Genomic DNA, 26,091 nt, shown 5'->3' on the forward strand with positions numbered 1-26,091 from the left:
TGGGGTGCGACCGCGCCTGTGTGGGTGGATCGGTGTGGACGGTTCAGGCAGCCTTGTCGATCGGGCGGCATCCCTGGGTGAGCCGGTCGACGACGGTGCGGAAGGACCCCAGCATCGGGTCGGCCTCGGCGAACGCGACGCAGGCCGCCCCGGAGTCCAGGTCCCGGATGTCGAACGAGACCTGGGCGCCGTAGCGGTCCAGGCGCAGCGTGCCGCGACCGGCCGCCGCCATGCCCTCCAGCCCGGCGATCTTCGCGCCGCTTGCCGAGAGGTCCAGCACCCGCGCGGCCTGGGAACGGCCGCCGATGGTCACCACGCAGGGCTCGTCCACGCGGTAGCGCGGCTGGCGCCGGCGGTCGGCGTCGCCGGTGGAGGTACGCACCACGCGGACCAGAACGCGCCGGAGCTCCGCGATGCTGACCGCCACCGCGGCCGAGCCCTGGCGCATATGGGCTGCCTGGGACCCGGTCTGGTCGGCATCCTGGGACACCAGGGCGATGCGCGCCGACACCTCCCGCGCGGCGCTGGATGTTTCCGCCACGTTGCGGCTGATCTCCTGCGTGGCCGCGGACTGTTCCTCCATCGCGGCGGCGATGGCGGCCGAGATCTCGTCCATCTCTCCGATGGTCCCGCCGATCTCGGCCACGGCGGCGACGGCGGTGCGGGTCACGTCCTGGATTTCCGCGATCTGGCGGGTGATCTCGTCGGTGGAGCGGGCGGTCTGGTTCGCCAGGTTCTTCACCTCCTGGGCGACGACGGCGAAGCCCTTCCCGGCCTCGCCGGCGCGCGCCGCCTCGATGGTCGCGTTCAGGGCCAGCAGGTTGGTCTGGTTCGCGATGTTCTGGATCAGCTGCGCCACGTCGCCGATGCGCCCGACCGCGTTCGCCAGCGATTGGATGGTGTCCTGGGTGCGCCGCGCGGTGTCCACCGCGCGGCGCGCCACCCTGTTGGAATGGGCGATCTGCGACGCGATCTCGCTGATGGAAGCCGCCAGCTCCTCCGCGGCGGCGGCCACGGTCTGGGCGTTGGACAGGGCCTGTTCGGCCGCCGCGGCCACGTTCTGCGCGTTGACGCTGACGCGCTCCGCCGACCCGGCCATGCCGTTGGCGTCCTGCGCCATGGTACCGGTGCGCAGCACCACCTGCTCCACGGCGCTGCCGGCTTCACGCTCCACCGTGTCCGCCATGCCTTGCAGGGCGTGGATCCGCTCCTCCTCGGCCTGGCGCTGGCGTTCCTCGCGCTCCTGGACGGCGTAGCCGATCTTCGCCTTCACCATCCGGATCTGCGCGCCGATGCGGGTGAATTCCGCCACGTCCGAGAAGGGCAGCCGCGACGTCAGGTCGCCGTTCGCGATGGCGTCCAGATGCCGCTCCACCATCCGCTGCGGCCGGCGGATCGACGCCAGGATGCCGAAGCAGGAGGCGACCGCCAGGCCGATGCAGACGAGGAGGAAGGCCGAGGCCCAGAACACCCGGCTGTGGAAGCTGTCCTCCGCCGCCTCGAACGTCTGCTTCGCCGTGTCCAGCTGCATGGCGAGGAACTCGGCGTTGGCCTCCTGCGCGGCCTGGAGCAGCGGAAGGGCCGTGTCGTGCAGGTGCCGTTCCAGCCCCTCGACATTGCCTTCCCGCGCCAGGGCGAGGGACGGTTCCACCCCCTTCTCGTCGAAGGCGGCGCGCCGGTCCGCGACACGGGTCGCCACCGCCATCTCCTCGCCGGGCTCCGTCGCCGCCAGGATCGTCCGCCATTGCTCGGCGATCGACGCCTGATTGGCACGAACGGCCGCGATGCGCGGCTCCACGGCCGCCTTGTCTCCGCTGCGCAGATCGAAGGCCAGGAAGGCGATCTGCTGAAGGTTGTCGCGCATGGAGCCGAGGAGGTCGGAAATCCGGTTCGCGTGGATCGTGTCGTCCTCGTAGACCGACATCAGCGCCTGGTTGGAGGCGTTCATGCCGAACAGGCCGATCCCCCCGATCAGGACCATGCCGGCGATCGCCGCCGCGGACACCGCGGCAAGGCGTCCGGTGATGCTGTTGGCGAGCGTCTTCAGCCGGCTGCCGAGTGTGCGGCGCACGATGCGCCCGTCGGCCAGCGCGTATTCCTTGCCGCCGGACCGGATCGCGGCGTAGACGCGCTCGGCCTCCGCCACCTCCTCGCGGGACGGCTTGGAACGGACGGAAATGAATTCGGTGACGCTGCCGTCCTCCGCCATCGGCGTGACGTTGGCCTTGACCCAGTAATGGTCGCCGGTCTTGGTCCGGTTCTTGACCAGCCCTTCCCAGGAATGGCCGGACTTGATCGTCTCCCACAGGTTGGCGAAGGCCTCCCGCGGCATGTCCGGATGGCGCACCACGTTGTGCGGTGCGCCGATAAGCTCTGTGGTGGAAAAGCCGCTGATGTCCACAAAGGCTTTGTTCACAAAGGTAATACGCCCCTTGGCATCCGTTCGCGAGACAAGCAGAACACCGTCCGGGAATTCGACTTCTCTGTTGGTGATATGACCATTGTCGCGCATACCGCGCCACCCTCGTTATTGTTTTGAATGACTGGTGTTTTCCCTCCCATGTCTAGGCAATCCCTGTGCCAAACCGGTCACAGGCAGAAGTCGGCAGGTTTTGCCGGACTTTCACAACGTGCGAACGTCCCGACGCTCCGTTTTTTCAAACGAACGGGACGACAAGAGACGCGCCTTGAAAGGACGATCCCACACTTCGCGGAGCAATCTGCGAGTCACCCAACAGACCGGGCATTCACGCGCGCTCCGCCTTGACCCGGTCGAGCATGGTCTCGATGGCGTCCACCACCCGCGGCGTGGCGCTGCCGAAATGCGACACGCTGCGCGCCCGCAGATCGCGGATGGCCGCCCGGGACTCGTCGCTGGCCGCCATGGACGCGACGATGTCCGGCAGGCGGTCGAAATCCTCCTCATTCAGCTGGCGCCCGATGCTGTCCAGCACCGTCAGCTCCCAGGGCTCGTAGGGCAGGTCGCTGGCCTCCATGCCGCGCTTGTCGGGCGTGAAGGCGACGGTCAGCACGGGCTTCTCGAAGAGGAAGGCATAGTCGAAGATCACGCCGGAGATGTCGGACAGCATGACGTCGGACGCCGCCATCGCCTGGATCGGATCGCTGCTCAGGTCCCAGCGGAGGTTGGGGTACGCGGCCAGCTGCCCGCGCAGGTCGGCGATCACCTCCGGCTCGGAGATGGGGCTCTGTGGGTGCGGGCGGACGGTCACCGTCAGGCCCGCGTCGAGCAGCGGGCGCAGGATGCGGGCGCCGTACCGGCGCAGCAGGCCGTTGCGCCCCCAGGTCGGGGCGACGAGGACGGAGGCCGGCCCGCCCCCCTGCCCTTGCCGCACCGGCAGCCCGGCCAGCCTCTCCTTCATGAAGTCGTAATAGACGCAGCCGCAATCGATGAGGTCCTTGGCTTTCGTCCCGCGCCGCTGTTCGAGGACGCGGAGCGTCCTCACCTGGTGGTCGCCGCAGACGAGCACGGAGTCGAAATAGTCGAAGGAGAAGGCCCGGTTGAAGGCCTTGTCCGTCGGCGCGTGGATCAGGTGTGCGTAATGGGCGACGCCCTTCGACCGCTTGATCTGGAGCACGTCGAGACCGGGGGTGGTCATCAGGCAGAGGTCGGCCTTCAGCGTGTTGAGCCGCCGCCAGGCCGCGTGGCCGGCCCCGATGCACGCCGTCCGGATCGTGCCGCTGGCGAGCTGGAGGCCGGGATCCTCCGGATCGGAGGTCAGGAACAGGCACGGGCGCCCGCGCCGTTCCAGTTCCGCCAGCAAGGGCTGGAAGCTGCTGAAATACTGCCGCCCTTCCGAATAGAGGACGAGGGGATGCTCCTCCTCATGGACCGGGCTCTTCCACCCCAGCGCGCCGAAGACGACGCCCAGCACCTTGTAGTACAGCCCCTTCAGCAGGAAATAGGCGGTGGTGACGACCCCCATGATCACGGAAAACAGCAGGCTGCCGGTCCCCGGATCCAGGTAGCCGACGACGAGGGGCAGCGAGTGCTTGAACATGGCAAACGGTCTCCGGGCGAAGGTATGACGGGCAGGATCTTTACTTCGACGCAGCCTTGGGCAGCGTCCAGTTCGCGGGGTTGTGCATGTCGTCGTGGACTTCGTAGGTCCGCTCGGTCACGAAGCTGTCGGCCTTCTGGCCGGTGGGCTGCCACGGCGTCTCGTGCATCGTGACCACGCCCTCCAGCTTGCGGTCGGTGATGGTCTTGCCCGACGCCCGGTCGACGCAGCCGCCGATGGTCTGGCAGAGCATTCCCGTGACGTTGGCGTTGGAGATGAACTCCTTCGATTCCTGCAACGGCCCGCTCGACCCGAAGGGCTTCACCATCAGGAAGGCCTGGAACATCGAATAGACCGACTGGTTCTCAAGCCCGTCGAACATGGGCCCGGTGAACATGGGGTTGTGCGACTTCCAGCCATGGTCGGACACCAGCACGATCATCGTGTTGTCGTAGATCCCGCGCTCGCGGAACCAGTCCATGTATTTGGCGAGTTCCTGCATCTCGCATTTGTGGGTGTGATAGAAGGCGGTGGTCTCGGGCGTGCGGAACCGCTTCAGGTCGGCCTCCGCCGGTTCCAGCCTGCGGTCCGGGATGCAGGTGTCGCGCACCAGCAGCGGCGCACGCGTCATCTCGTTGCCGATGAAGGTGAAGGTCTTGCGCGGGGCGTCCGTCGCCGACACGTCGCCGAGCACCGCGAGGCTGAAATAGCTGCGCAGGTACTTGTCTTCCTTCTTCTTCCAGGCGTAGGACCAGCCCAGCCACTGCCCGTTGCCGTAGATCGCGTCCTTCAGCGACAGCGGGGCCGCCTTGAACAGCGACAGGACGGCGTACTGCTTCAGCAGGCCGGAGAAGAACTGGTCGGGATCCTCGAAGACCTTGCGCCGGTCGGCGATGTTCTTGCCCAGCGTGTGGATGCAGCGCGCCTTGTTGTCCTTCCCGATGGTCTCGTTGAAGCGCTCGCAATTGCCCTTCCGCTCGAACCCGTACCAGGACGGGTCGGAGTAGAGGACGTCGTAGCCCTTCTCGTGGAAGTTATCGACGTAGACCGCGTAGGCCGGGGAGAGCTTGTCCTGCAAGGACGGTCCCGGCTTCGCGTTGATGGCGGAGACGGTGTAGTCGAAGCCGCCGAACAGCGGGGCGATGCCGCTGATGGTCCGGTTCGCGGTGGCGACGACGTTCGAATACCAGGTGAAGCCGGGGAAGGACTTGGCGAGGTCCGGCCGGTCGCGCAGGATCTCCGGGATGTAGCCGCTCATCGAGCCGTCCACGAAGATCAGCACGATGTTCCGGTCGTTCTTCGAATAATGGAAGAAGGTCGTGCCGGGCTTGGTCACCTGGTCGGACGGCTTGCTCGTCCGCTCGACGATGGTGCCCAGGCTCATCCCCGCGTAGGCCAGGTTCGAGAGGATGAAGATGACCAGCAGGTTGGACAGCGCCCCGGGAAAGCGCGCCAGCGCGACCGCCGCGACGGCCAGCGACGCGGCGAGGATGCCCAGGTCCAGCGCCGCCTCCGCCCCGGAGACGGCCAGCGCGTCGGGCTTGGCGAACACGAAGTTGTCCAGAACCCCGTAGTCCTTCGTGAACAGGAAGGTGTAGAGGGCCGCTTGGCACAGCAGCGCCAGGAACAGCAGGATCAGGCCCGTCCGGACCGCCGGTGGCGCCAGGGTGTAGAGCGCCGTCGCAGCGCCCATGAGCACAAGCAGGATCACCACCGCCGCGGCCAGGAAATAGGCGACGTAGCCCGCCATGCCGTCCACATTGTCCTCCAGCCCGGTGAGGACGATGGGCGTGCTGACGAACAGGAAGACGGCGAGCGCCAGGAACACCAGCAGATAGACGGCATAGCCCCGGGCCTGCGCCTGCGCGTGCGCCTGGGAGAGCAAGTCCTTGATCATTGTGCGAACTCCATGCGCGGCCGGCGGCCGAGCTGTGCGTAGACGCAATTCTTGGCGAGGGAGAAGAGGTTGCTGACGGTCCAGTACAGCACCAGCCCGACCGGGGAGCCGTAGAGCAGGACCAGGAAAATCCCCGCGACGATCCAGGTCTGCGTCCGGTCGCGGCGGGTCAGGCTTCGCGTGTAGACGAGGCCGGACGCGAGGTTGGCCGCCGTCATGACGAAGGGCATCAGGTTGACGCCGCCCAGCAGCCCGTCCGGCCGGCCGAGATCGGCGAACAGCAGGAAGGGCTGGCCGTTCAGCGGCGCGAAGCTGGAGAGAAGCCCGAAGGTGGCGATGAAGAACGGCACCTGCATAGCCAACGGCAGCAGGCTGCGCAGCGCGTAGACCGGGTGATAGCCGTTCTGCCGGTACAGCGTGCGGAGCATCATGTACCGCTCCTGCCCGGTGAAGACGGCGCGGAACTCCTCCACCTTCGGCGCCAGCCGCTTCTGGACCGCGCGCTCGCGGTTCTGCACCGTCTCGGCGTAATAGTAGAAGGGAAGCAGCAGGATGTTGAAGGCGAGGCTCAGCAGGATGATGGCGGCGCCGTAACTGCCGGTGAGCGCATAGGCGCTCCGCAGAACCCACAGCAGCGCGGTTTCCAGCGGAGCGATGAAGATCAGGTGCAGCAACTCGACCATGGTGGTGCGGGCTCAGCGGGTTGCGGCGAACAGGCCGTTGGCGATGGCCAGCTCGTCGGGCGTGTCGACCTCGTACCAGCGGGCGCCGTCCACGGGGACCGCGGCGATGCGCAGCCCGTCCACCACCAGCGCCTGCATGGCGTATTCCAGCGGGGCGGTCGCGCCGCAGGCGGCGATGGTGGCCAGAACGGCGTCGCGCAGGCGCCTTGCGGGCAGCCCCTGCTTCACCAGGGTGATGTTCACGGTCTTGTAGGATTGGGTGAGCGGGAAGCCGGGGCCGCGGCGCGACTCATGCGTCCAGGCGACGACGCGGCCGTCCTCCACCAGCGCGAAGGTCCCCGACAGGGCCGGCTCGTAGGGCGCCAGCAGGGTCGCTGCGTCGAAAGCGGTGTCGATGTGGCGCAGGACGGGGCCGCACAGCCCCGGCTCCAGAACGACGTCGCCCTCCACGATCAGCAGGTGGCGGTCGGTCGCGTCGTCGTCGAGTGCAAGCGCCAGCGAACAGACGGACCCGGTCTGGAGATACCGCTCGTTCTCCACGAAGCGGACGCTCGCCGCCGGGTGGTGCTCGGCGACGTGCCGGCGGATGTCGTCGGCGCGGTAGCCCACCGCGATCACGATGTCGGTGATCCCCTGCCCGCCCAGCTCGTCGAGCATCCGCGACAGGATGGGGCGGCCGGCGACCGCGACCAGGCATTTCGGCCGATCGTCGGTGTTCTCCTTCAGCCGCGTGCCGCGCCCGGCGGCGAGGATGATGGCGCGGGTCTGTCCCGCCCCGGCGCCTAAGCGGGCCGGGGAGTCGTCTTTGGAAATCGCAGTCATGGTCGGTGTCCTCGAACGGCGGAACGGCGTTATTCGACGGCGGCGAAGAAGCGGCGCAGGCGTTCCAGCCCTTCGGTCACGTCCTCGTCGGCGATGGCGTAGGACAGCCGGATGCCGGTCGGGTCGCCGAAGGCGGAGCCCGGCACGACGGCCACCTTGGCCTCGCTCAGGATCCGTTCGCACAAGGCGCCGACGTTGGGGATGATATGCCCGCCGTGCCGCTTGCCGATCGTCGAGCGGATGTCGAGGAAGAGGTAGAAGGCCCCCTCGGCCGGGGCGCAGCCAATGCCGTCCCCCATAACGTTCATGCTGTGGACGATGGCCAGCGCGCGGTCCAGCCGCTCGTCCAGCCGCCGGTTGACGTCGTCGATGAAATCACGGCCGCCGCTGCGCAGCGCCTCGATCACCGCGTATTGGGCGATGCTGCAGGGGTTGGACGTCGTGTGGCCCTGCAAATTCTCCATGGCCTTGATGACGCGGCTCGGGCCCGCGGCGTAGCCGATCCGCCAGCCGGTCAGCGCGTGGCTTTTGGAAAAGGAATTGACGACGACCGTGCGATCCTTCGCGACCGGACAGGCGGCGACGATGTTGGTGTGCGCGTGCCCGGGACGAACCAGTTCCGAATAGCACTCGTCGAAGATGATCCAGAGATCGTTGCGGACGGCCAGCTCGGCGACGCCGACGATGGCGTCGCGGTCGTAGATCACGCCGGTCGGGTTGTTCGGGCTGTTGATGACGATGGCCTTGGTCCGCGGCGTCACCGCGCGCTCAATGGACGCCACGTCCAACCGGTAGCCGGTCTCCCGCGTGTCGACGAAGACCGGCCGGGCGCCGGCGATTTCCACCTGCGTCGGGAAGGTCACCCAGTAGGGCTGCGGGATGATCACCTCGTCGCCGGGGTCGAGCAGCACCATGGCCGCGTTGAACAGCGCCTGCTTGGCGCCGGCCGTCACCCCGACCTCCGCGGCGGTGTAGGGCGTGCCGCACCGCTCCGACAGCTGGGCGGCGATGCGCTCGCGCAACGGCATCAGGCCAAGCGTCGGCGTGTAGACGTTCCGCTTGCCGTCGATGGCCGCCTTGGCGGCCTCCTTGATGACGTCGCTGGTGTCGACGTCCAGCTCGCCGGCGGCGAAGTTGACGACGTGGACGCCGGCCTCCTTCAGCTCGTTGGCGATGACGCGCATGCGCGAGGTGCCCGGCGGCGTGATGAGCGCGGTGCGCCCGGCGAGCGGCCGCGGCGCGGTTGCACCGCTGGATTCGATGTTGCCGGCCATCACCGCGTCCCCGGGATCAGGGCCAGGATGTCGTTCATGGAGAGGCACTTGTCCTCCGCCTCCAGCGACCGGCCGTTCTTCAGGATCTCCGTCGCCACGTCGCGCATCGCCAGATAGGAGGAGCGCAGCATGTGGTTGGCGTAGATGACGATGTTGAAGCCGGCCCGCTCCAGCTCCTCGAAGGGCGTCTGGCAATAGCTGGTCGGCACGCAGACGAGCGGCACGTCGCGATGGTGCGACCGGAAGCGCTGGGCGAACTCGAACACCTCGTCCGACTGCTTTTTCCGGCTGTGGATCATGATTCCGTCGGCGCCCGCGTCGACGTAGGCGAGCGAGCGCGCCAGCGCGTCCTCGATCCCGGCGTCGAGGATCAGGCTCTCCACGCGCGCGATGATCATGAAGTCGTCGGTCATCTGCGCCGCCTTGCCGGTGGCGATCTTGTGGCGGAAGGCCGGGATGCTTTCCTGCTGCTGCGCGACCTCGTTCCCGAGCAGGGAGTTCTTCTTGAGCCCCGTCTTGTCCTCGATGATCACCGCGGAAACGCCCGTCCGTTCCAAGGTGCGGACGTTCATGGCGAAATGTTCGGGCTGGCCGCCGGTGTCGCCGTCCATGATCAGCGGCTTGGTGGTCACCTCGAAGATTTCGTTGATGTTCAGGACGCGGCTCGGGATGCCGAGCGCCTCGGTGTCCGGCTTGCCGCGTTCGGTGGAATCGGTCAGCGAGCTGGACCAGAATCCGTCATATTCGACCGGGGGTGCCGCCGTTCCGTCATCGAGGGCCAGCGTTTCGGCCAGCAGGGCCGAGATCGGGCTGTGCGTCTCCATGATCCGCAGGCATGTCTTGCGCTGCAACAGGCGTCGCAGCGACGCGCGGCGGTTGTCGGCGGTGATTCCGCGTTTGGGAAGGACTGTCAGCATCGTAATCCTCGTGCTGGAGGCAACGGCGGCCCCGCCCGGGAATTCAGGGAATTCCCGGCTGCGCCGCGTCGTATCGCGAGAAGACCTGCCAGCAAGCAACGGCCCGGCGGGCGGTGGCCCGAGCGGGTTCAACGATGCGCGACGTGCAGGACGCGTCAAGAATGGAGAATGAAGACGCGCCTATGCAACAATAATTTGATATTTTTTCTTTTCACGAAGCCGAGTGCTCAAGCGTCTTCCATGGCCACTCCAAACAACAATCCAGCTATGAAGGGGCCTATACTTGCGCGCCGGCGTTCCCATGCCGGCGGCAACCGCGGCCTGACACCCGCCGACGGCGATGGTCAGCGACGCGTGGGTCGGCCCGTGGAAATCGTTTGATTACGCCCAATTTGGTTGACACCGCCCCCGGCCCGCCGCATGGAATGTCGCCACCATGTCCTCAATGTCCTTGAAACGTCGCGAGCTTCTGGCCGGGTGCGGGGTGCTTCTGCTGATGCCCACTGGGGCACTGGCGCAGGCGACGACGACCGCGCGCCAGCTGAACCTGCGCAACGAGCACACGGGCGAGACCTTCAACGGCCCCTACCGCGACGCCGACGGCCCGCTGCCCGACGCGATGGCCGACCTGGCGAAGCTTCTGCGCGACCACCACGCCAACAAGGTCGGCCCGGTGGACATCGGCACGCTCGACCTGCTGGCCGACCTCATGGAGGCGGCGGGACAGAGCCGGGCGACCCTTCTCTCCGCCTTCCGCACGCCCGAGACCAACGCCAAGCTGGCGCGCGCGGGCCTGGGTGTGGCGGAGCACAGCCAGCATCTTCTGGGCAAGGCGCTGGACGTCACCTTCCCGTCGCGGCTGCCCGACGCGCACCGCAAGGCGCTGGAGATGAAGCGCGGCGGCGTGGGCTGGTATCCGCGCTCATTCTTCCTGCACATCGACACCGGGCCGGTGCGCAGCTGGGAGCTGTTCGGCCGGGACCTGAGCCACCTCTTCGCCCCGGGCGTGCGGGGCCGCCTCCGCACGGTCGCCGACCGCATGAGGCTCCACCGCGCCATCGCCCGCAAGCGCCTGACGGGCGCGCCCTGACGGCGGCGCTGCGGTGGTTGCCCGATCATGTCACCGTGATTTTGTTCAAGATCGGCCGGAAATCCTGACGCTCCATGGCCCGGCGTCGACAATTGGTCGGAATGGACTGTTGCGTGCTGCCCTGCAAAACTGCCCAGCAACCAAGATTGGCCTGCCGGGCATCGCAAGACTGCCAACGGCATGGCCGAAAAGCCGCCGCTGAGGGACAGGGATGAGCAGCACCGAACATGGCCGCAGGACCGTTCCGACGGCGTCCCCGTCGTCCACGCCGGCCATCGACTCCGCGTCCTCCCCAGGCAAACCCATCCCGGCCATGCCCTGGACCCGGCTCCTGCGCAGCAGCCGGCCGCTGCGGCGGCTTCTGGCCGGCGGTGTCCTCGCCGTCCTGGCCGTCGCGGGCGCCACGGCGCTGATCGTCGTGCAAGCGCACGATTCCACGATCCGGCGCGTGATGAGCGAGCTGGAAACGCTGGATCTCCTGCTCGCCGAAACGACGTCGCGCTCCTTCCAGACCGTCGACCTGATCCTCGCCAGCCTCGTCGACCAGCTGGAGTCCGAGGGCGTGACCACCTCCGCCGCGTACGAGAGGTCGAAATCCGGCTACGACACCTACGAGATGCTGAAGGCCAAGGCGACCGGCGTCCCGCAGCTCGACGCCATCACCATGATTGCGGCCGACGGCCGGCTGATCAACTTCTCCCGCTATTTCCCGATTCCGCCGGTCAACGTCGCCGACCGGGACTATTACGGCATCCTGAAGAACGACCCCGACGGGCGGTCCTATCTCAGCACCCCCGTGCAGAACCGCGGAAACGGGGAATGGACGGTCTATCTGGCCCATCGCGTCAGCGGCCCGTCCGGCGAGTTCGTCGGCCTCGTGCTGGGGGCGATCAGCCTCAACTACTTCCAGAACCTCTACCAGTCCCTGCAAATCGGCGGGGGCAGCGCCATCAGCCTCTGGCGCCGCGACGGGACGCTGCTGGCCCGCTACCCGACGCTGCCGCTGATCGGCGAAAGGCCGCCGATCAAGAGCTTCACGGAGATCCTGCGCCAATCCGACTCCGGCGTGTACGAAACCCCCGCGGCCATCGATGGCCCCGCCCGGATCGTCGCCACCCGGCTGTTGCGCGACTATCCCGTCGTCGTCAACGTGACCCGGACCAAGGAGCAGGCTCTCGCCGACTGGCGCCGCCAAGCCTGGATCACCGTCGCGGCCGGCATCCTGTGCGAGCTGGCCTTCATCGCCTTTCTGTGGGGCCTTGCGCGCCAGTTCGGCGCCTACGAGGCCTTCACCACCGCCCTTGCCGAGCGCAACCAGGCCATCGAGGCCCGGCGGGAGGCCGAGGCGCGGCTGAACCAGGCGCAGAAGATGGAGACGCTGGGCCAGCTGACCGGCGGCATCGCCCATGATTTCAACAACCTGCTCCAGGCCATCGGCTCGGCCCTGTACCTGATCGAGCAGAAGGTCCCGAAGGACGGCGCGCGGTCCGTGCTGGCGACGTCCGTGCGCCTGGCGGCGGAAGCGGTGGAGCGCGGCGCGGCGCTGACCCAGCATCTCCTCGCCTTTTCCCGCCGCCAGCATCTCGAACCCCGGCCCGTCGACGTGAACGCCCTGATCACCGGCATGAGCGGGCTGCTGGGGCGCACCCTCGGGGGCACGGTCGCGATCGGCACTGCCCTTCAGGACGACCTCTGGCCGGCCCTGGTCGACCCGACCCAGCTGGAAATGGCGCTGCTCAACCTGTCGGTGAACGCGCGCGACGCGATGCCCGGCGGCGGCACCCTGTGCATCGCGACCGCCAACCTGCGCGCGCCCGCGACCACGAAGGACGAGTCGACGGCGACGGGCGTGCCTGCTCCGCCCGGGGATCTCCCGCCGGGGGACTATGTCGGGGTGTCGGTCCGCGACAGCGGGACGGGTATGGACGAGGACGTGGCGGCGCGCGCCTTCGAGCCGTTCTTCACGACCAAGGAGATCGGCCGCGGCACGGGCCTGGGGCTGAGCATGGTGCACGGGCTTTCCGTGCAGTCGGGCGGCGGTGTGCGCCTGGACAGCCGGCCCGGGCTCGGCACGACCGTCACCATCTATCTGCCGCGCGCCCAGGCCCCGTCCGGCGCTCCCCGCGCCACGGACGCCGCGAACGACGCGACGGCCGGGACGCCGGACGTGCACGTGCTGCTGGTGGACGACGACACCCTGGTCCGGCAGGCGGTTTCGGCGTTGCTCCGCCAAGCCGGCCTGCGCGTCGCCGAAGCGTCCGATACGGTGGAGGCCCTGGCCGTGCTGGCGGGCGGCGAGGCCATCGACCTGATGATCTCCGACATCGCGATGCCTGGGATGAACGGCTTCCAACTGGCCACTGCCGCACGGGCCCGGCGCCCGAACCTGCCGGTCCTGCTGATTTCGGGCTACGCGGAACCGCTGCTGGACGGCGGCGCGCGGCTGGAGGCCGGCGCGTGCGTGCTGAACAAACCCTTCAAGCCCGAACAGCTTCTCGCCGAAATCCGCGCATTGCTGCCCTGACGGCCTGCGGGAGATCCGATCGGCCATCGGACTCCGTAACCCAGGTCGCGCCGGCGTCCTGAAGTCGCGGAACAGGGCCCCCGGCGCGGGGTTGTTGATAGCGGTGTCGCGAGCACTTTGGCGGGTGTTTCGCGGCGATCAAGACCGCCCCGGCCCGCGCGGATGGTGCGAACGGGCCGGCCCGAGAGGAGAAGTGTGTGTCTGAGTTGAGGAAGACAGAGAAGATCCAGACCGGAATTCCGGAGTTCGACCTCATTCTGAGGGGCGGCCTGCCATTCGAGCGGCTCCATCTTCTGGAAGGCGCGCCGGGAACCGGCAAGACGACGATTGCCTTGCAGTTCCTTCTGAAAGGGCGCGAAGACGGCAAGCGCGGCCTGTATGTGTCGCTTTCGGAAACCGAGACGGAGCTGCGCGCCTCGGCGGCCAGCCACGGCTGGTCGCTGGACAACATCGGCATCTTCGAACTGGTGCCCCTGGAGGCTCAGCTCGACCGGCAGCAGAGCGTTCTTTACCCGTCCGAGGTCGAACTCGGCGAGACGATGCGGCTGATCACCGACCGTATCGAAGCCGACAACCCCGACCTGGTCGTGATCGATTCCCTGTCGGAGCTGCGGCTGCTGGCCCATGACCAGCTCCGCTACCGGCGGCAGATCCTGGCGCTGAAGCAATTCCTGCAAGGGCGCCGCTGCACCACGCTGGTGCTCGACGACCTGACCAGCCAGTCCGGCGCGAAGGAGCTGCACAGCCTGATGCACAGCGTGATCTCGCTGGAGCAGATCGAGCGCACCTATGGCGCCGCGCGCCGGCGCCTGCGCATCGCCAAGATGCGCGGCACGGAATACCAGAGCGGCTGGCACGACTTCGCCATCACGCCCGGAAACGTGCTGATCTTCCCGAGCCTGATCGCCGAGGAACACAAGACCGATTTCGAGCCGGCGACGGTGTCGAGCGGCCTTGCGGGACTGGACGAGCTGATGGGCGGCGGGCTGACCCGCGGCACGACGACCATGCTGGTCGGCCCCTCGGGCGCGGGCAAGTCGTCGCTCGCCCTGCAATATGTCATGGCGGCGGTGAACCGCGGCGATCACGCCGCCTACTTCTCCTTCGACGAGACGTTCGAGACCCTGAAGCTGCGCAGCGCCGCGCTCGGCATCGACATCGAGGATGCGGTGCGCCAGGGCCAGATGGGTTGGGAACGGGCGAACCCGTCGCGCCTGTCGCCGGGGGAGTTCGTCTGGCAGGTCCGCCGTCAGGTCGAAGACCAGAAGGCCCGCGTCGTGGTGATCGACAGCCTGAACTCCTACCTCAGCACGATGCCGGAGGAGAAGGCGCTCACCCTGCAAATGCACGAGCTGCTGACCTACCTGAACAACCAGGGCGTCGTGACCATCCTGATCCTCGCCCAGCAGGGCATCATCGCCGATGTGCAGAACCCGGTGGACCTGTCCTTCATGAGCGACGCGGTCGTCCTGCTGCGCTTCTTCGAAGCCGGCGGGGAGGTGCGCAAGGCGATTTCGGTGGTCAAGAAGCGCACCGGCGTCCATGAGTTGGCGATCCGGGAATTCCGCCTGTTCCCCGACGGCATGCAGGTCGGCCCGAAGCTGCTGGATTTCCACGGCGTCCTGACCGGCGTGCCGACCTACGGCGGATCGCCCGATCCGTTGTTGCGCGACCGGGACGAGACCGGCTGACCGGTGTCCCATGGCCGACCCGATCCTCGTGCTTGCCCCGGACGGCCGGGACGCGGAAGTGATCCGCCTCGTGCTGGACGAGGTCGGCCTGGCGACGCGCGTCTGCGCGGACCTGCGGATGCTCTGCCACGGCTTGGCGGGGGACGTCACGGCCGTGATCCTCTCCGAAAGCGCGCTGGCGTCGGGAATGGACGAGCTGGTCGCCTGCCTGGAGGCGCAGCCGCCCTGGTCGGATCTGCCGATCCTGGTCCTCACGGCCCGCGGCCAGCGCTCCTCGGCCGCCAGGGGGCGCTGGGCGCTGTTCCAGCGGCTCGGGAACGTGACGCTGCTGGACCGGCCCCTGCACGCCGAGACCTTGCAGAGTGCCGCGCAATCCGCCGCGCGGACCCGCCTGCGCCAGTACCGCACCCGGACGCACCTGGCGCACATCGAGCAGGCCAACGACCAGCTGGAGCGCCGGGTCGAGGAGCGGACCCGCGCCCTGCAAAGTGAGATGCAGGAGCGCCGGAAGGCCGAGGAGGCGCTGCACCAGGCGCAGAAGATGGAGGCCGTGGGCCAGCTGACCGGCGGGATCGCCCACGACTTCAACAACCTGCTCCAGGTCATGCTCGGCAACCTCCACATGGTGCAGGGCAAGCTGTCCGGGGACGACACGCTGCAACGGCACGTCGCCATGGCCATCGCGGCCGGCGACCGCGCCGCCGCGCTCACCCGGCACCTGCTGGCCTTTGCGCGCCGCCAGCCGCTGGCCCCCCGGAACCTGGACCTGAACGCGCTGGTCACCGCCATGACCGGGCTGCTGCAACGCTCCGTCGGCGAGTCCATTCGCGTGGAGCCGGTGCTGGCCGCCGGCCTTTGGCGGACCTGGGCGGACGCCAACCAGGTGGAAAGCGCGCTGCTCAACCTGGCCATCAACGCCCGCGACGCCATGCCGAACGGCGGCCTTCTCCGCGTGGAGACCGGCAACGCCGTCCTGGACGAGACCTTCTCCGAACGGGAAGCGGACGTCCTCCCCGGCCAATACGTCATGATCCGCGTCACCGACACCGGATTCGGGATGCCCCCGGACGTGCTGGAGCGGGCGTTCGAGCCCTTCTTCACGACCAAGCCGATCGGCCAGGGCACCGGCCTCGGCCTGAGCCAACTCTACGGGTTCGCGCGCCAATCGGGCGGGCACGCGGTCATCCAGTCGGAACCGGGACGCGGCACGGCCGTCAGCCTGTACCTGCCGCGGTACGACGGTGCCGCCGGCGGGGGCGAGCCCGCCGCCATCCCGCAGCCGGCGCCACCGGCCCACCGCCGCAACCATGAAACCATCCTCGTGGTCGAGGACGAGGCCCTTGTGCTGATGCTGTGGACGGAGGCGCTGGAAAGCCAGGGATACCACGTCCTGCAAGCCGCGGAGCCCGAGGCGGCGATCACGATCCTGGAGTCGGACACGCCGATCGACCTGCTGGTGACCGACGTGGGGCTTCCGGGAATGACCGGCCGCGACTTGGCAAGCCTTGCCCGGCGGCTCCGGCCCGACCTGAAGGTGCTGTTCGTGACCGGCTACGCCCATTACGCCGCGCTCGAACCGGAAAGCCTTCAACTCGGCACGCGGATGCTCAGCAAGCCGGTCGGCGTGGATTCCCTGCAAAGCACGGTTCGCACGATGCTGGACGGAACCGCCCCGTGACGAGCGGCGAACCGTGACCGGCAATCTATTGCAGGCTGCCCCAGCGGCGGGTGGCCGGCTCCGCGAGCGCCCATTGCCATCGGCCGTCCTTGCCGCGGCAGACCGTGGTCACGGTGAGGTCGGGGGTGTCGTCCAGCGTGAACACGACGTCCTTGCAGGGGATCGCAGCGCCGAAGGACCGCGCCACCTGGACGGTTCCGGATTTCCCGCTCAGCGGCAACGTCTCCTCCACACGCCACGTCGTCGCCTGACCGACGTCCAGCGGGCCGGCCGCCGCGGCGACCGCGTGGTGGACGTTGTCCGTGATGCGCCGTTCCGCATACTTCACGCCCTGGTCGATGCCGTAGCTGGCGCCCGCGCCGGCCAGCAGGCCCAGGAAGGGATTGCCCGTGGCCGAACCGACCGTGGCGGCAACGCCCGCGGTGGTCACGCCGGTCACGGCGGACCCGACGCCGGAACAGCCGGCAAGGCCAAGGACGCCGACGGCCGCGAGGCAGAACCGCAGCGTCACGGGCAGGAATAGCGTAGGGGCGGAGGACCGGGACGTCATGGCAGGGGGCGTGTCGTTTTTCGTGCGCGGGATCGTAGCCCGGCGCCGGCGTGCCGCCCCGTGGTCGAAGCGTGACCTTCGCCGGTTGCCCGCACAGCGGGCCGATCCCGCGGTCCTGGCTCGAACGCCATATCCCGCGTGCCATAACCCATCTGTTCCGGCACGTCTCAGCCGCGTCGCCGCCGTTGTTTCACGCAGGAAACGCACGCCGACGCCCGCCGGCACGGCGTGGTGGATTGAACGGAAAGGACTTCCCCGGATGCGCCGCGACGCTCGCCAAGACCTCGACCGGCTGACAGCCGCGCTGATCGTCGGCTTATTGCAGGATGTGCCGCCCGAGCGGCGCGAGCGATGGGAAGGATCACAGATCTTCGGGCGGATCATCGCCCGCGCCCGCTGCCTTTCCAAACCGGAGGGAGCCGGCGAATCGGCGGGACCGTCTGCGCCGGCGTAAAAGACCGGCAGCTTCGGCATGGCTACGGTTGCCGTCCGCGGGCGGCGCCCCATGGTCATTCCATGACCATGAAACACGCGATCGCCCTCACCGCCCTTCTGCTCGCCACGGCGTGCGCCGGCTTCCCGCCGAAGGCTGACGCGCCCTCCAACCGGAGCATCAGCAGCACGTCTTACGAAAGCGGGTACGGCATCCGTCCCAATGGCCCGCAGAGCGTTGGCGACAGCCAAATGGATTGGGGCCTGTAGCGGCACGGCGAAAAGACCAAAGATCGCAACAATATTGCGATTTATCGCTCGTTATGGCAATATAACGCCTCTGCAAGAAGGGAGGGTGCCATGCGCGCAAACGCCGTGTATGCCTTGACCGCCTTCGCCTGCGTCGCTTCCCTGGCCGCCGCCGCCCAGCAGGGCGGCTTCACACTGAACGAGGTGTTCCGATCCGGCAAGACGGTGACCGGGCAGGATCTTCAATTCCCGACCGGCAAGGTCGAAATGGTGGCGGGAGTCGGCGAGTTCGCGCCCGGGTCTGAAACGCCGATGCACAAGCATCCTTATCCCCGCAGCCTTTACATCGTCGAGGGGACGTTCACGGTCACCGAAGAGGGCAAGCAGCCGCGGACCTATCCCACGGGCAGCTTCGTCATCGAATCCGTCGACGTCTGGCACACCGGCGGCAACACCAGTTCCGCTCCGGCGAAAATCCTGGTGATCGACGAGGTGCCCGCCGGCGAGAACAACCTGGTGTTGAAGCCCAAGTAAACGGTCCAGGCGAGGCGGGCGCTCGAAAAGGTCGGCGCCGGCTGTGGATCAAGGTGCCGCGCGGCCGCCCTTCCGCGCATCGGGAAGGGGCGCGTCGCTGGGCTGGATGACGACGTTCGGGGGTGCCGATTCCGGTTCGCCCCCGATCGCGTCCCGCAGCGCGCCCTCCGCGATCGCCTCGGCGGTTCCGGCGGCGGTGGGGCGTTCGAGGCGCAGCGTGCCCGATCTGGACGTCCGTGCGCCCGCCGCGGCCATGTCGGCTTCCACCGCCGCGACGCTGGACGGGGAAACGAGGCCAAGCCTGGAGGCGTGCTCCGCCATGGCCACGCTGTCGGCGGCGAGCACCAGCGTGCTGCCCGCTCTCGCCACCGCCGCGGCAAGCCCTTCGATTTCGCGGACCCGGTCTTCCCCGAGGGACACGTTGCGGATCAGCACGGCGAGAACCCGGCCCGGATGCTCGTCGACGATCTGCCGGTAGATTTCCGGGTCATGCTGCCCGCTGTCGCCGATCAGGACGAAGGGAAGGTCGTGGTACAGGTCCAGCATGTTGCGGATCAGGATTTGCTTGTGGTCCTCGGCCCGCCGCGGCAGCGGGCTCGTCCAGCGCATTCCCCATTCGCGCAGGAACAGGATCGGGCCGACGGGTATGTCGTGGAGCCGGAAGAACTCGTCGAGCACGTCGTATATGCCCCAGGGCGCGCGCGAGACGTAGAGCATCGGGTTGCATTCACGCTCCGACGCGCCGTCGTGCAGCGCCCGGTAGAGCGTCGCCACGCCGGGAAAGGGGCTTCGGCTTTCGGCGTCCTCGACGAACAGCCGCCAGAGCATCGCGAGCCTGTTGGCGACGCCCGTGCGCATGATGGTGTCGTCGATGTCGCTGATGACCACGAACCGGCTGCACTCCGGCGCGATGAAGACGTCCGCCTCGGCCTCGACGGGATGCTCTCCTTCCAACCGAAGCTCCACGGACAGCCAGGGCCGGGCGGCGGGCGGCGGTTCCGGGAATTGCAGGTGAATGCGGAAATAGCCGTCGCGGTCGGTCGCGACGCGCTGCTCCGCCCCATGGCACCGGGCCGTGACCATGGCGCCACGCACGGACCGACGGGCGATGCGCCGGGCGATGTCCCGCAGGTGGGCGGCGAGGTCCTCCCGACTGGCCGCGCCTTGCGACGCCGACTGGCGGAACACCCGCCCGATCAGGAACGCCTCCCTCCGCGAGCCATAGCCGCGGTAGGGCTGGAGCACGATGCCTTCCGCGCCGTGGGCGCTGCGCACCGGCCGGGCGAACAGGTCCAGGATCCGCGCCGCCGCCCGCTTCCGCCGCGCCGCCCACCATGACATTGCTCCGTCAGGGCCCATGCCCGCCGCTCCGAACCCGTTTCCGTTGACAATCCTTATCAATGGGCCGGCCCGGCAAAAGATCCTCCGGCGGGCTAAGAAATCCGTGCGAGGAACGGGACGGGGTCCTGTTGACGATGGGGTGCCCGCGGCGTTACCGCCCCGGCCGCCCCTTTTCCACCCGCAAGGACGTCCATCATGTCGGAACAGGCACTGAAAGATCTCTTCATCAAGGAATTGCAGGACACCTACAGCTCCGAAACGCAGATTCTGGAAGCCCTGCCCGCGATGGCGGAGGCGGCCTCCTCGCCCAAGCTCAAGCAGGCCTTCCAGACCCATCTCAAGGAGACCGACGGCCAGATCAAGCGCCTGGACCGCATCTTCCAGATTCTTCAGGCCGATCCGGGCGGCAACACCTGCGAGGCGACGCAAGGATTGGTCGAGGAAGCCGAGGAGATCATGGAGGAGGGCCTCCCCGCCGAGGTGCTGGACGTCGCCCTCATCATGGCGGCCCAGAAGGTGGAGCATTACGAGATCGCCAGCTACGGGTCGTTGCGGACCCTGGCCGAAACCTGCGGCATGACGGACGTTGCCAAGCTGCTGGAGGAGACGCTGGAGGAGGAAAAGGCGACCGACCAGAAGCTCAACCAGCTTGCCGAAGGCGAGGTCAACCAGCGCGCCTTCAAGGCCGCGTAGCCGGGCGCGGGCGGGCCCCATGAGCGGGACGCCGTGAGCGGATGGCCTCCGCTCACGGCCCTGCGGACATCAGGCGCCGAACGGCGTGGAGGTCCGGGGCGATCACGGCGCAGCCCGCCCGCATCTCGTCGGTCGGCGGCAGAAGGTCCGGCACCATGACCACGGCGGCCCCGGCGGCACGGGCCGCCCGCACGCCGTTGTAGGAATCCTCCAGCACCAGGCAGCGATCCGGCGCAACCCCGACCGCCTGCGCGGCGCGCAGGAACAGGTCGGGGTGCGGCTTGCCGCGCGCGACGTCGTCGCGCGTCACGACGGCGTCGAAGCGCTCGCGGATGCCGGCGCTGCCCAGATGGCGGTCGGCCTTGATGCGGCTGGAGGAGGTCGCCACCGCTTTCGGCATGCCGACCGATTCCAGATGCGACAGCAGTTCCAGCGCGCCCGGTTTCAGCTTCAGCAGTCCGGCCTCGATCATGGCCTCCATGCGCCGGCCGGCGTCGGCAAGATAGGCGTCGGCGGGGAACGCGGGGCCGAACCGCTCCTGCACCAGCAGGCGGCAGTGATCGGCCGGCACCCCGATCATCGCGTGGCAGAAGCTGTCCGGCGCATCGATGCCCATGGCCTCCGCGGCACTCACCAGCCCGCGCATCGCCAGGCTTTCGGTGTCGACCAGCAGGCCGTCCATGTCGAACAGAACCGCCTCGATGCGCCGGTCGCGGAGTGCTGGCATGCCCACCATCGTTTCATTCACCGTCATTGCGTCTTTCGCCATTATCATCTCATCCATCCCATGTCCGCCGCCAGCAGCGCCCGCGCGGCGTTTCGGGGTCCTTCGCGGTCCAGCAGGCTCAAGCCGTCCCGCACGCCCTTCCGGAACGGGGCGAGGCGCGGCAACGCGTCGCCGAAGATGTCGCTCCGCTCCAGGACCGCGGCGGTGAAACGGTCCACGTCGCCTCCCGCGGCCCGGTTCAGGGCGGTGATGCGCTCCTTCACCGGGTCCTGCAAGGCCACGGGGACGCGGCCGGACAGGCAGGCGATCCAGGCCGCCACCGCGAGCGTCGCGCAGGGCACCGGGCGTCCGGCCCGAAGGTTCTCCAAGGCCGGGGCCAGCAGGCGCCCATGGATCTTGCCCGACCCGTCGCGGCCGATCCGGGACAGGCTGTGCGCGATGCCGGGGTTGCGCCAGCGCAGCAGCAGCTGGCGCGCGTAGCTGTCGATGTCGTGCCCGCTGGGCGGCAGGGTGGGTTTCTGCTCATCCAGCATCAAGCGCAGGGCATAGCCGGCGAAGACCGGGTCCTCCGCCACCTCGGCCACGGTCTCGAACCCCGCCAGCAGGCCGAGGCAGGCCAGGGCCAGATGCGTGCCGTTGAGCAGGCGCAGCTTGGAGCTTTCCCAGGGCGCCACGTCCGGCACGAACTCCGCGCCGGCGGCTTCCCAGCGGGGACGGGGGCCGTCGAACGCCTCGACCACCCACTGCCGGAACGGTTCGGTGGAGACCGGGGCCGCGTCCGCCAGCCCGAGCGTCGCGGCGGCGTCGAAGGCGTCGGTGTCCGTCGTCGCCGGCACGATCCGGTCCACCATCGAGCTGGGGAACTGCACCGACCGGCCGATCCATTGCGCCAGCCCGTCGTCCCGCAGGGCGGCGTAGTCCAGCACCGCCTGGCGCAGCGTCCGCCCATTCGCCGTCAGGTTGTCGCAGGACATGACCACGGGCGGCCGTCGGCCCGCCTTGCGGACGAGATCCAAGCCAGCGACGAGCACGCCGAGCGCGCTTCGCGGAGCGGCGGCCCTCAGGTCCCGGCCGATGTCCGGGTGGTCGGCGCGCAGGCGCCCGGTGCCGGGGTCCAGGCAGTAGGCCGAGGCGGTCACCGTCAGGGTCACGATGCGGATCGCGGGGTCGAGAAAGCGGGCGGCCAGGGCGGCGGGGTGATCGGGGCCGTACAGCACGCCGCGCAAGCTCCCGACGACCTCCGCGCGCAGGTCGTCGTTCGAGCCGCGCTGCAGCACGGTGTAGAGCCAATCCTGAGGGCGCAGGGCATCCCGCACCACCGGGCGGACCAGACTCACCCCCAGGATTCCCCAGGGCGCCGGCGCTCCCGGCCCCTCCGCTTCGATCGCGTGCTGGGTGAAGACGGCCTGGTGCGCGCGGTGAAAGGCGCCGCATCCCAGGTGCAGGATTCCCGGCCGGAGGGCGGCCACATCGAAAGCGGGGCGGCGAACGGTTCGGGGAAGATGGCCGAGCGTGGCAAGCGACAACCGGAGCGGGACGACGACCGGCAGATGGGGAAAAGAAGGACGACTGGTACAGGCGGTGTTCAGTGCAGGCTCATTCGGCACTTTGGCAAATCCTCCTCACCCTCCACAGGGCAAAACCGGAAGCCCGCATCAACTCGGAAAACCCTGGAGGGTTCCTGATCCCTAAGACAAAGAGGAAATCATCGGTGATATTGCTTGCGACGCGCGACAATCCCGGGCGCTCGGAATTTACAGCACGCAAGTATAGGATTTTCACTATTGTTATACTTTTTCCTGTCGGAAGCGGTATACAGGACGACATGCGCACGACCACACGTGCGTTACGGTGCCCGACCATCCAGGAAACGTTCCGGCCGATGCCGGGGTTTGTGTTGCCGCCCTACCTGCGCAAACCGAAAGGAACGTGATGGGAAAGAGTCTCGTGGTGGCCCGTGTCGGGCGAAACTCGCTGCACCGCTTCTGGGTCGATCCCGGAAAGCCGCGGAACTGGGACCTCTGCCTCTGCCCGTTTCAGGAGATCGCGCCGCAGACCGACCTGGACTGCACCGTGACCAAGGTCATTCCCGGCCCGAAATGGACCGGCCTGCGGCAGCTTCTCAACGAATGGCAGGGCTGGCGCGACTATGATTACGTCTGGCTGCCGGACGACGACATCCTGGCCAGCCAGGACAGCATCGGCGCCATGTTCGACGCGGCCCGCGCGCTGGACTTCCAGCTGTTCGCGCCGGCCCTGCACGAGGCGTCGCATTACGCCCACTACGTCGCCATGCGGAACCAGCGCTTCTTCGCACGGCGGGTCGGCTTCGTGGAAATCATGATTCCGGCCTTCAGCCGCGCCGCGCTCGACCGGCTTCTGCCGACCCTGGACCAGTCCACCACCGGCTGGGGCTGGGGCCTCGATTCCCTGTGGCCGAAGCTGCTGGACCACCGGGGGCTGGGCATCATCGACGCCGTTCCGGTCGTCCACACGCGCGCGGTGGGCCAGTTCCGCGACGCCGACCTCGGCCGGCGGGTGCTGGAGGAGTCCGACCGCATCCTGGAGACCAACGGATGCGGCCAGCGCATGGTCACCTTCGCCGGCATCGGCCCCGACCTGCGGGAGTTGCCGCTCGACCCCGACCGGCTGCTGGTGGAGCTGGTCCAGGGTTGGCAGTATCTGTTCGACCGGAACCCGCAGGCGCTGCGCTGGATCGTCGAGCAGCAGGCCCCCGTCTTCACGGAATCCTCCTACCCCGTGGCCGGCTGCCCGACCAGCCCTTGCTGAGCCGTCATCCCGCGTGACGAGGCCGGTTCGCCTGCGGGCGGGAGCCAGCCTTGTCACAGGCCCGGGTCCCGGGCATCAATGTCTCATTAACCATAAAATCCGACACTCGCGTCAGTCCTGACGGCGTCGTGACGTCCCCACGACCGCCGGGCGAAGCCGCGGTTTTCCGCGCCCTCTCCGACCCGCAAAGACGGGTCCTTCAAAGGATTCGCGATCGTGTCTGGCCTCAGCCAATTCCGGCTGCTCACGCTGCATTACGGCTTTTACCAGCTTGCCGCCGCGCTGGCGGGCGGCTTCGTGGGCGCCTATCTGCTGAAGCTCGGCTTCAGCCTGCCCACGGCGCTGCTGGCCTACGCGGCCTTGCTCACCTGCCGCTTCGGCCTGCGCCTCGTGGCGCTGTCCGCGGCGCGGCGCCTGGGGTTCCGGACCACGATCATGCTGGGGGCCGGTCTCGCGGCCGCGCAGTTCCTGCCCTTGATGAAGGCGGGCGAGCCGCTCTGGTTCGCGGTCTGGCTGCTGATCGTCTCGCTGGCGGAGTCCCTTTACTGGCCGGTGTACCACGCGGCGGCCGCGGTCACCGGTGGCGAGGGGTCGCGCGGGCGGGAGCTTGGGATCCGCACGGCCGTCGGCGCTCTGGTCGGCGTGCTCGGGCCCCTGGCCGGCGGCTTCCTGCTGGAACGCTTCGGCCCGACGGTGGATTTCGGGATCGCGGCGGCCTTGGCGCTGGCGTCGGTCCTGCCGCTGACGGCCTTGCGCGCCATCCCCGCCGGCCCGGTTCCCAGCCTGCGGGAGTCCGTGCGGGCCATCGACCGGGCCGGGATCCTGACCTTCGCCGCCGACGGCTGGATGGCCTCCGGCCTGGCGATGGCCTGGCCGATGGTCCTGTTCGGGTCGCTGGGTTCCCATTACGAGTCCTTCGGCATCGCCAACGCCGCCGCCGGCGTGGCCGGCGCCGCGGCCGGGCTGGTCTGCGGTCACGCCATCGACCGGGGCGAGCGCGACCGCTGCCTCGCCCTGGTGTGCCTCGCACTGGCCCTGGGCTTCGCCCTGCGGGCCTGCGCCAGCTGGTCGCCCCTGGCTGCCACCATCGCCAACGCCACCGGCGCCGCCATCGCCGGCTTCTACACGCCCGTGGTGATGAGCACGGTCTACGACCAGGCCAAGCGCTCCGGCGCCGCCTACCGGTTCCACTTCGCGGCGGAAGCCGGATGGGACGCCGGAGCGGTCGCCGGCTGCCTCGCCGCGGCGGCCGTGGCCGCGGTGACCGTGGCGCCGTCCCTGTCGCTGCTGCCCGCGGCGCTGGGCGTGGCGGCGGTCTATTGGTGCGTGCGCGGCCAGGCCGCCCCGGCGCCGCGGTCCCTCCCCGTGGCCGACGCCGTCACGGCGGGATAGTCAGCCGGAATTCTGCCGGCGCCTGTAGAACTTGTTGAAGGGGGGCGCGTCAAGAGGCGAGATGGTCTTGAGTGGTGGGCTATGCGTGGCGATCACGTCGAACGTCACGCCAAGCATTTCCTGATTGATGTGCCGCCGGGAAAGAATATAGAGAAGTTCAGGGTGCCAGTTTTGCGGATGCACCTTGAGTATGGCTTCGGATGCGAACCTCAGCGCCGCCAACTCCTGAAGCTTGCTGGCAATCTTGATCGTCCTTTGGTCGCAATCGCGAAGACCATCCTCGCTTATCTGAACAATACGGTAGCGAGAGAGTCGGAAAACCAAAATGCCGGCCAATTTACCGACGGAAAGCCCATGGAAATCCTGCTCGACCTTCATTCGGCGGGTGACCATAATGATCAGGTCTTTTCTGGCCTCACTCAGTGCCAGCGCAAGTTCATTTGCCGTGATGTCGATTGCTGCATCCGGTATGCCGGTCTCTTCGGCGATCTCCGCAACCGCATCAGCAAATATGTTCGCAAGCTCGTCCTGAATGCGCCCAGGCAATAAGTCGGCGTCGCTCATCAGTCAAACTCAGCCGCATACTGATAAATCGGCTGCCAGTCCGCCTTCTCGGTCACGCGGTTCTGGATGATCGCCGACACGTCTTCAGGAGTGCACACGCCCGAGTTTACGCGCACTTCGGAGCTGGCGCTTGACCGAGCGGCCCGCACCTTCTCGACGAAAAGACCCCTGTTGGCCTTGATCTCAGCCAAGTTCATTGTTTCCCCCGCCGGCCCCATCCAGAC

At 68.2% G+C, this 26,091-nt stretch carries 22 protein-coding genes; 9 read left to right on the top strand and 13 right to left on the bottom strand.

From position 1 onward, the window contains the following. Positions 1-43: 43 nt before the first annotated feature. The 7 genes from J2851_RS27645 to aepX all read right to left on the bottom strand — a co-directional run bounded on the left by J2851_RS27645 (position 44) and on the right by aepX (position 9,612). On the bottom strand, positions 44-2,512 hold the full coding sequence (locus J2851_RS27645) for a methyl-accepting chemotaxis protein (protein ID WP_209770399.1): 2,469 nt from the start codon (positions 2,510-2,512) through the stop codon (positions 44-46). A 235-nt stretch (positions 2,513-2,747) separates the two neighbouring features. Then, the gene (locus J2851_RS27650; RefSeq protein WP_209770400.1) at positions 2,748-4,019 is read right to left on the bottom strand and encodes a CDP-glycerol glycerophosphotransferase family protein; all 1,272 of its coding nucleotides are present in this window, start codon (positions 4,017-4,019) and stop codon (positions 2,748-2,750) included. A gap of 40 nt (positions 4,020-4,059) precedes the next feature. Continuing rightward, positions 4,060-5,916 carry a hypothetical protein gene (locus J2851_RS27655; RefSeq protein ID WP_209770401.1) on the bottom strand — a complete coding sequence of 619 codons (1,857 nt, stop codon included), beginning with the start codon at positions 5,914-5,916 and terminating at the stop codon, positions 4,060-4,062. Continuing rightward, positions 5,913-6,599: a YidC/Oxa1 family membrane protein insertase gene (locus tag J2851_RS27660; protein WP_209770402.1), complete on the bottom strand. Its 687-nt coding sequence runs from the start codon at positions 6,597-6,599 to the stop codon at positions 5,913-5,915. The genes J2851_RS27655 and J2851_RS27660 overlap by 4 nt, the downstream gene beginning before the upstream one ends. Before the next feature lie 12 nt (positions 6,600-6,611). Then, on the bottom strand, positions 6,612-7,421 hold the full coding sequence (locus J2851_RS27665; protein ID WP_209770403.1) for a phosphocholine cytidylyltransferase family protein: 810 nt from the start codon (positions 7,419-7,421) through the stop codon (positions 6,612-6,614). Positions 7,422-7,450: 29 nt separating this feature from the next. Next, a complete protein-coding gene (locus J2851_RS27670) occupies positions 7,451-8,695 on the bottom strand; it encodes a pyridoxal phosphate-dependent aminotransferase (protein ID WP_209770404.1) in 1,245 nt (414 codons plus the stop codon). Next, complete coding sequence (aepX, locus tag J2851_RS27675) at positions 8,695-9,612, bottom strand: phosphoenolpyruvate mutase (protein WP_209770405.1); 918 nt, start codon at positions 9,610-9,612, stop codon at positions 8,695-8,697. The genes J2851_RS27670 and aepX overlap by 1 nt, the downstream gene beginning before the upstream one ends. 436 nt (positions 9,613-10,048) lie before the next feature. Here aepX and J2851_RS27680 point away from each other — a divergent pair, with 436 nt between their 5' ends. The 4 genes from J2851_RS27680 (at position 10,049) to J2851_RS27695 (ending at position 16,595) form a co-directional block, all read left to right on the top strand. Then, the gene (locus tag J2851_RS27680; RefSeq protein ID WP_209770406.1) at positions 10,049-10,702 is read left to right on the top strand and encodes a YcbK family protein; all 654 of its coding nucleotides are present in this window, start codon (positions 10,049-10,051) and stop codon (positions 10,700-10,702) included. 211 nt (positions 10,703-10,913) lie between these two features. Beyond that, entirely contained in the window at positions 10,914-13,226 is a 2,313-nt protein-coding gene (locus J2851_RS27685; protein WP_246500977.1) for a hybrid sensor histidine kinase/response regulator, read from the top strand. 197 nt (positions 13,227-13,423) lie between these two features. After that, positions 13,424-14,917, top strand: coding sequence for an ATPase domain-containing protein (locus J2851_RS27690; protein WP_209770407.1), 1,494 nt, complete (start codon positions 13,424-13,426; stop codon positions 14,915-14,917). 10 nt (positions 14,918-14,927) lie between these two features. Beyond that, complete coding sequence (locus J2851_RS27695) at positions 14,928-16,595, top strand: response regulator (protein ID WP_209770408.1); 1,668 nt, start codon at positions 14,928-14,930, stop codon at positions 16,593-16,595. A 25-nt stretch (positions 16,596-16,620) separates the two neighbouring features. On the opposite strand, the gene J2851_RS27700 is transcribed toward J2851_RS27695, so the two are convergent. Further along, the gene (locus tag J2851_RS27700) at positions 16,621-17,145 is read right to left on the bottom strand and encodes a hypothetical protein (RefSeq protein WP_246500978.1); all 525 of its coding nucleotides are present in this window, start codon (positions 17,143-17,145) and stop codon (positions 16,621-16,623) included. Positions 17,146-17,404: 259 nt separating this feature from the next. Here J2851_RS27700 and J2851_RS27705 point away from each other — a divergent pair, with 259 nt between their 5' ends. After that, positions 17,405-17,599: a hypothetical protein gene (locus J2851_RS27705; RefSeq protein ID WP_209770409.1), complete on the top strand. Its 195-nt coding sequence runs from the start codon at positions 17,405-17,407 to the stop codon at positions 17,597-17,599. A 338-nt stretch (positions 17,600-17,937) separates the two neighbouring features. After that, positions 17,938-18,360 (top strand): cupin domain-containing protein, encoded by a 423-nt coding sequence (locus J2851_RS27710; protein WP_209770410.1) that lies wholly within the window; start codon positions 17,938-17,940, stop codon positions 18,358-18,360. A gap of 48 nt (positions 18,361-18,408) precedes the next feature. On the opposite strand, the gene J2851_RS27715 is transcribed toward J2851_RS27710, so the two are convergent. Further along, complete coding sequence (locus J2851_RS27715) at positions 18,409-19,719, bottom strand: App1 family protein phosphatidate phosphatase (RefSeq protein WP_246500979.1); 1,311 nt, start codon at positions 19,717-19,719, stop codon at positions 18,409-18,411. 177 nt (positions 19,720-19,896) lie between these two features. On the opposite strand from J2851_RS27715, the gene J2851_RS27720 reads away from it, so the two are divergent. Then, the gene (locus tag J2851_RS27720; RefSeq protein ID WP_209770411.1) at positions 19,897-20,394 is read left to right on the top strand and encodes a YciE/YciF ferroxidase family protein; all 498 of its coding nucleotides are present in this window, start codon (positions 19,897-19,899) and stop codon (positions 20,392-20,394) included. 52 nt (positions 20,395-20,446) lie between these two features. On the opposite strand, the gene J2851_RS27725 is transcribed toward J2851_RS27720, so the two are convergent. Both J2851_RS27725 and J2851_RS27730 read right to left on the bottom strand, forming a co-directional pair. Further along, positions 20,447-21,148 (bottom strand): HAD family hydrolase, encoded by a 702-nt coding sequence (locus J2851_RS27725; protein WP_246500980.1) that lies wholly within the window; start codon positions 21,146-21,148, stop codon positions 20,447-20,449. Between the two features lie 17 nt (positions 21,149-21,165). Next, complete coding sequence (locus J2851_RS27730; RefSeq protein WP_343206624.1) at positions 21,166-22,728, bottom strand: mannitol dehydrogenase family protein; 1,563 nt, start codon at positions 22,726-22,728, stop codon at positions 21,166-21,168. A gap of 325 nt (positions 22,729-23,053) precedes the next feature. On the opposite strand from J2851_RS27730, the gene J2851_RS27735 reads away from it, so the two are divergent. Both J2851_RS27735 and J2851_RS27740 read left to right on the top strand, forming a co-directional pair. Further along, positions 23,054-23,911, top strand: a complete 858-nt coding sequence (locus J2851_RS27735; RefSeq protein WP_209770413.1) for a hypothetical protein — start codon at positions 23,054-23,056, stop codon at positions 23,909-23,911. Positions 23,912-24,127: 216 nt separating this feature from the next. Further along, positions 24,128-25,303 carry an MFS transporter gene (locus tag J2851_RS27740; protein ID WP_209770414.1) on the top strand — a complete coding sequence of 392 codons (1,176 nt, stop codon included), beginning with the start codon at positions 24,128-24,130 and terminating at the stop codon, positions 25,301-25,303. Here the strand turns inward: J2851_RS27740 and J2851_RS27745 are convergent, their stop codons facing one another. Further along, positions 25,304-25,867 carry a tautomerase family protein gene (locus tag J2851_RS27745; RefSeq protein ID WP_209770415.1) on the bottom strand — a complete coding sequence of 188 codons (564 nt, stop codon included), beginning with the start codon at positions 25,865-25,867 and terminating at the stop codon, positions 25,304-25,306. Then, the gene (locus J2851_RS27750; protein WP_209770416.1) at positions 25,867-26,058 is read right to left on the bottom strand and encodes a hypothetical protein; all 192 of its coding nucleotides are present in this window, start codon (positions 26,056-26,058) and stop codon (positions 25,867-25,869) included. Before J2851_RS27750 ends, J2851_RS27745 begins: the two co-directional genes overlap by 1 nt. Positions 26,059-26,091: the final 33 nt, after the last annotated feature.

Source organism: Azospirillum rugosum (assembly GCF_017876155.1).
GTDB lineage: Bacteria > Pseudomonadota > Alphaproteobacteria > Azospirillales > Azospirillaceae > Azospirillum > Azospirillum rugosum.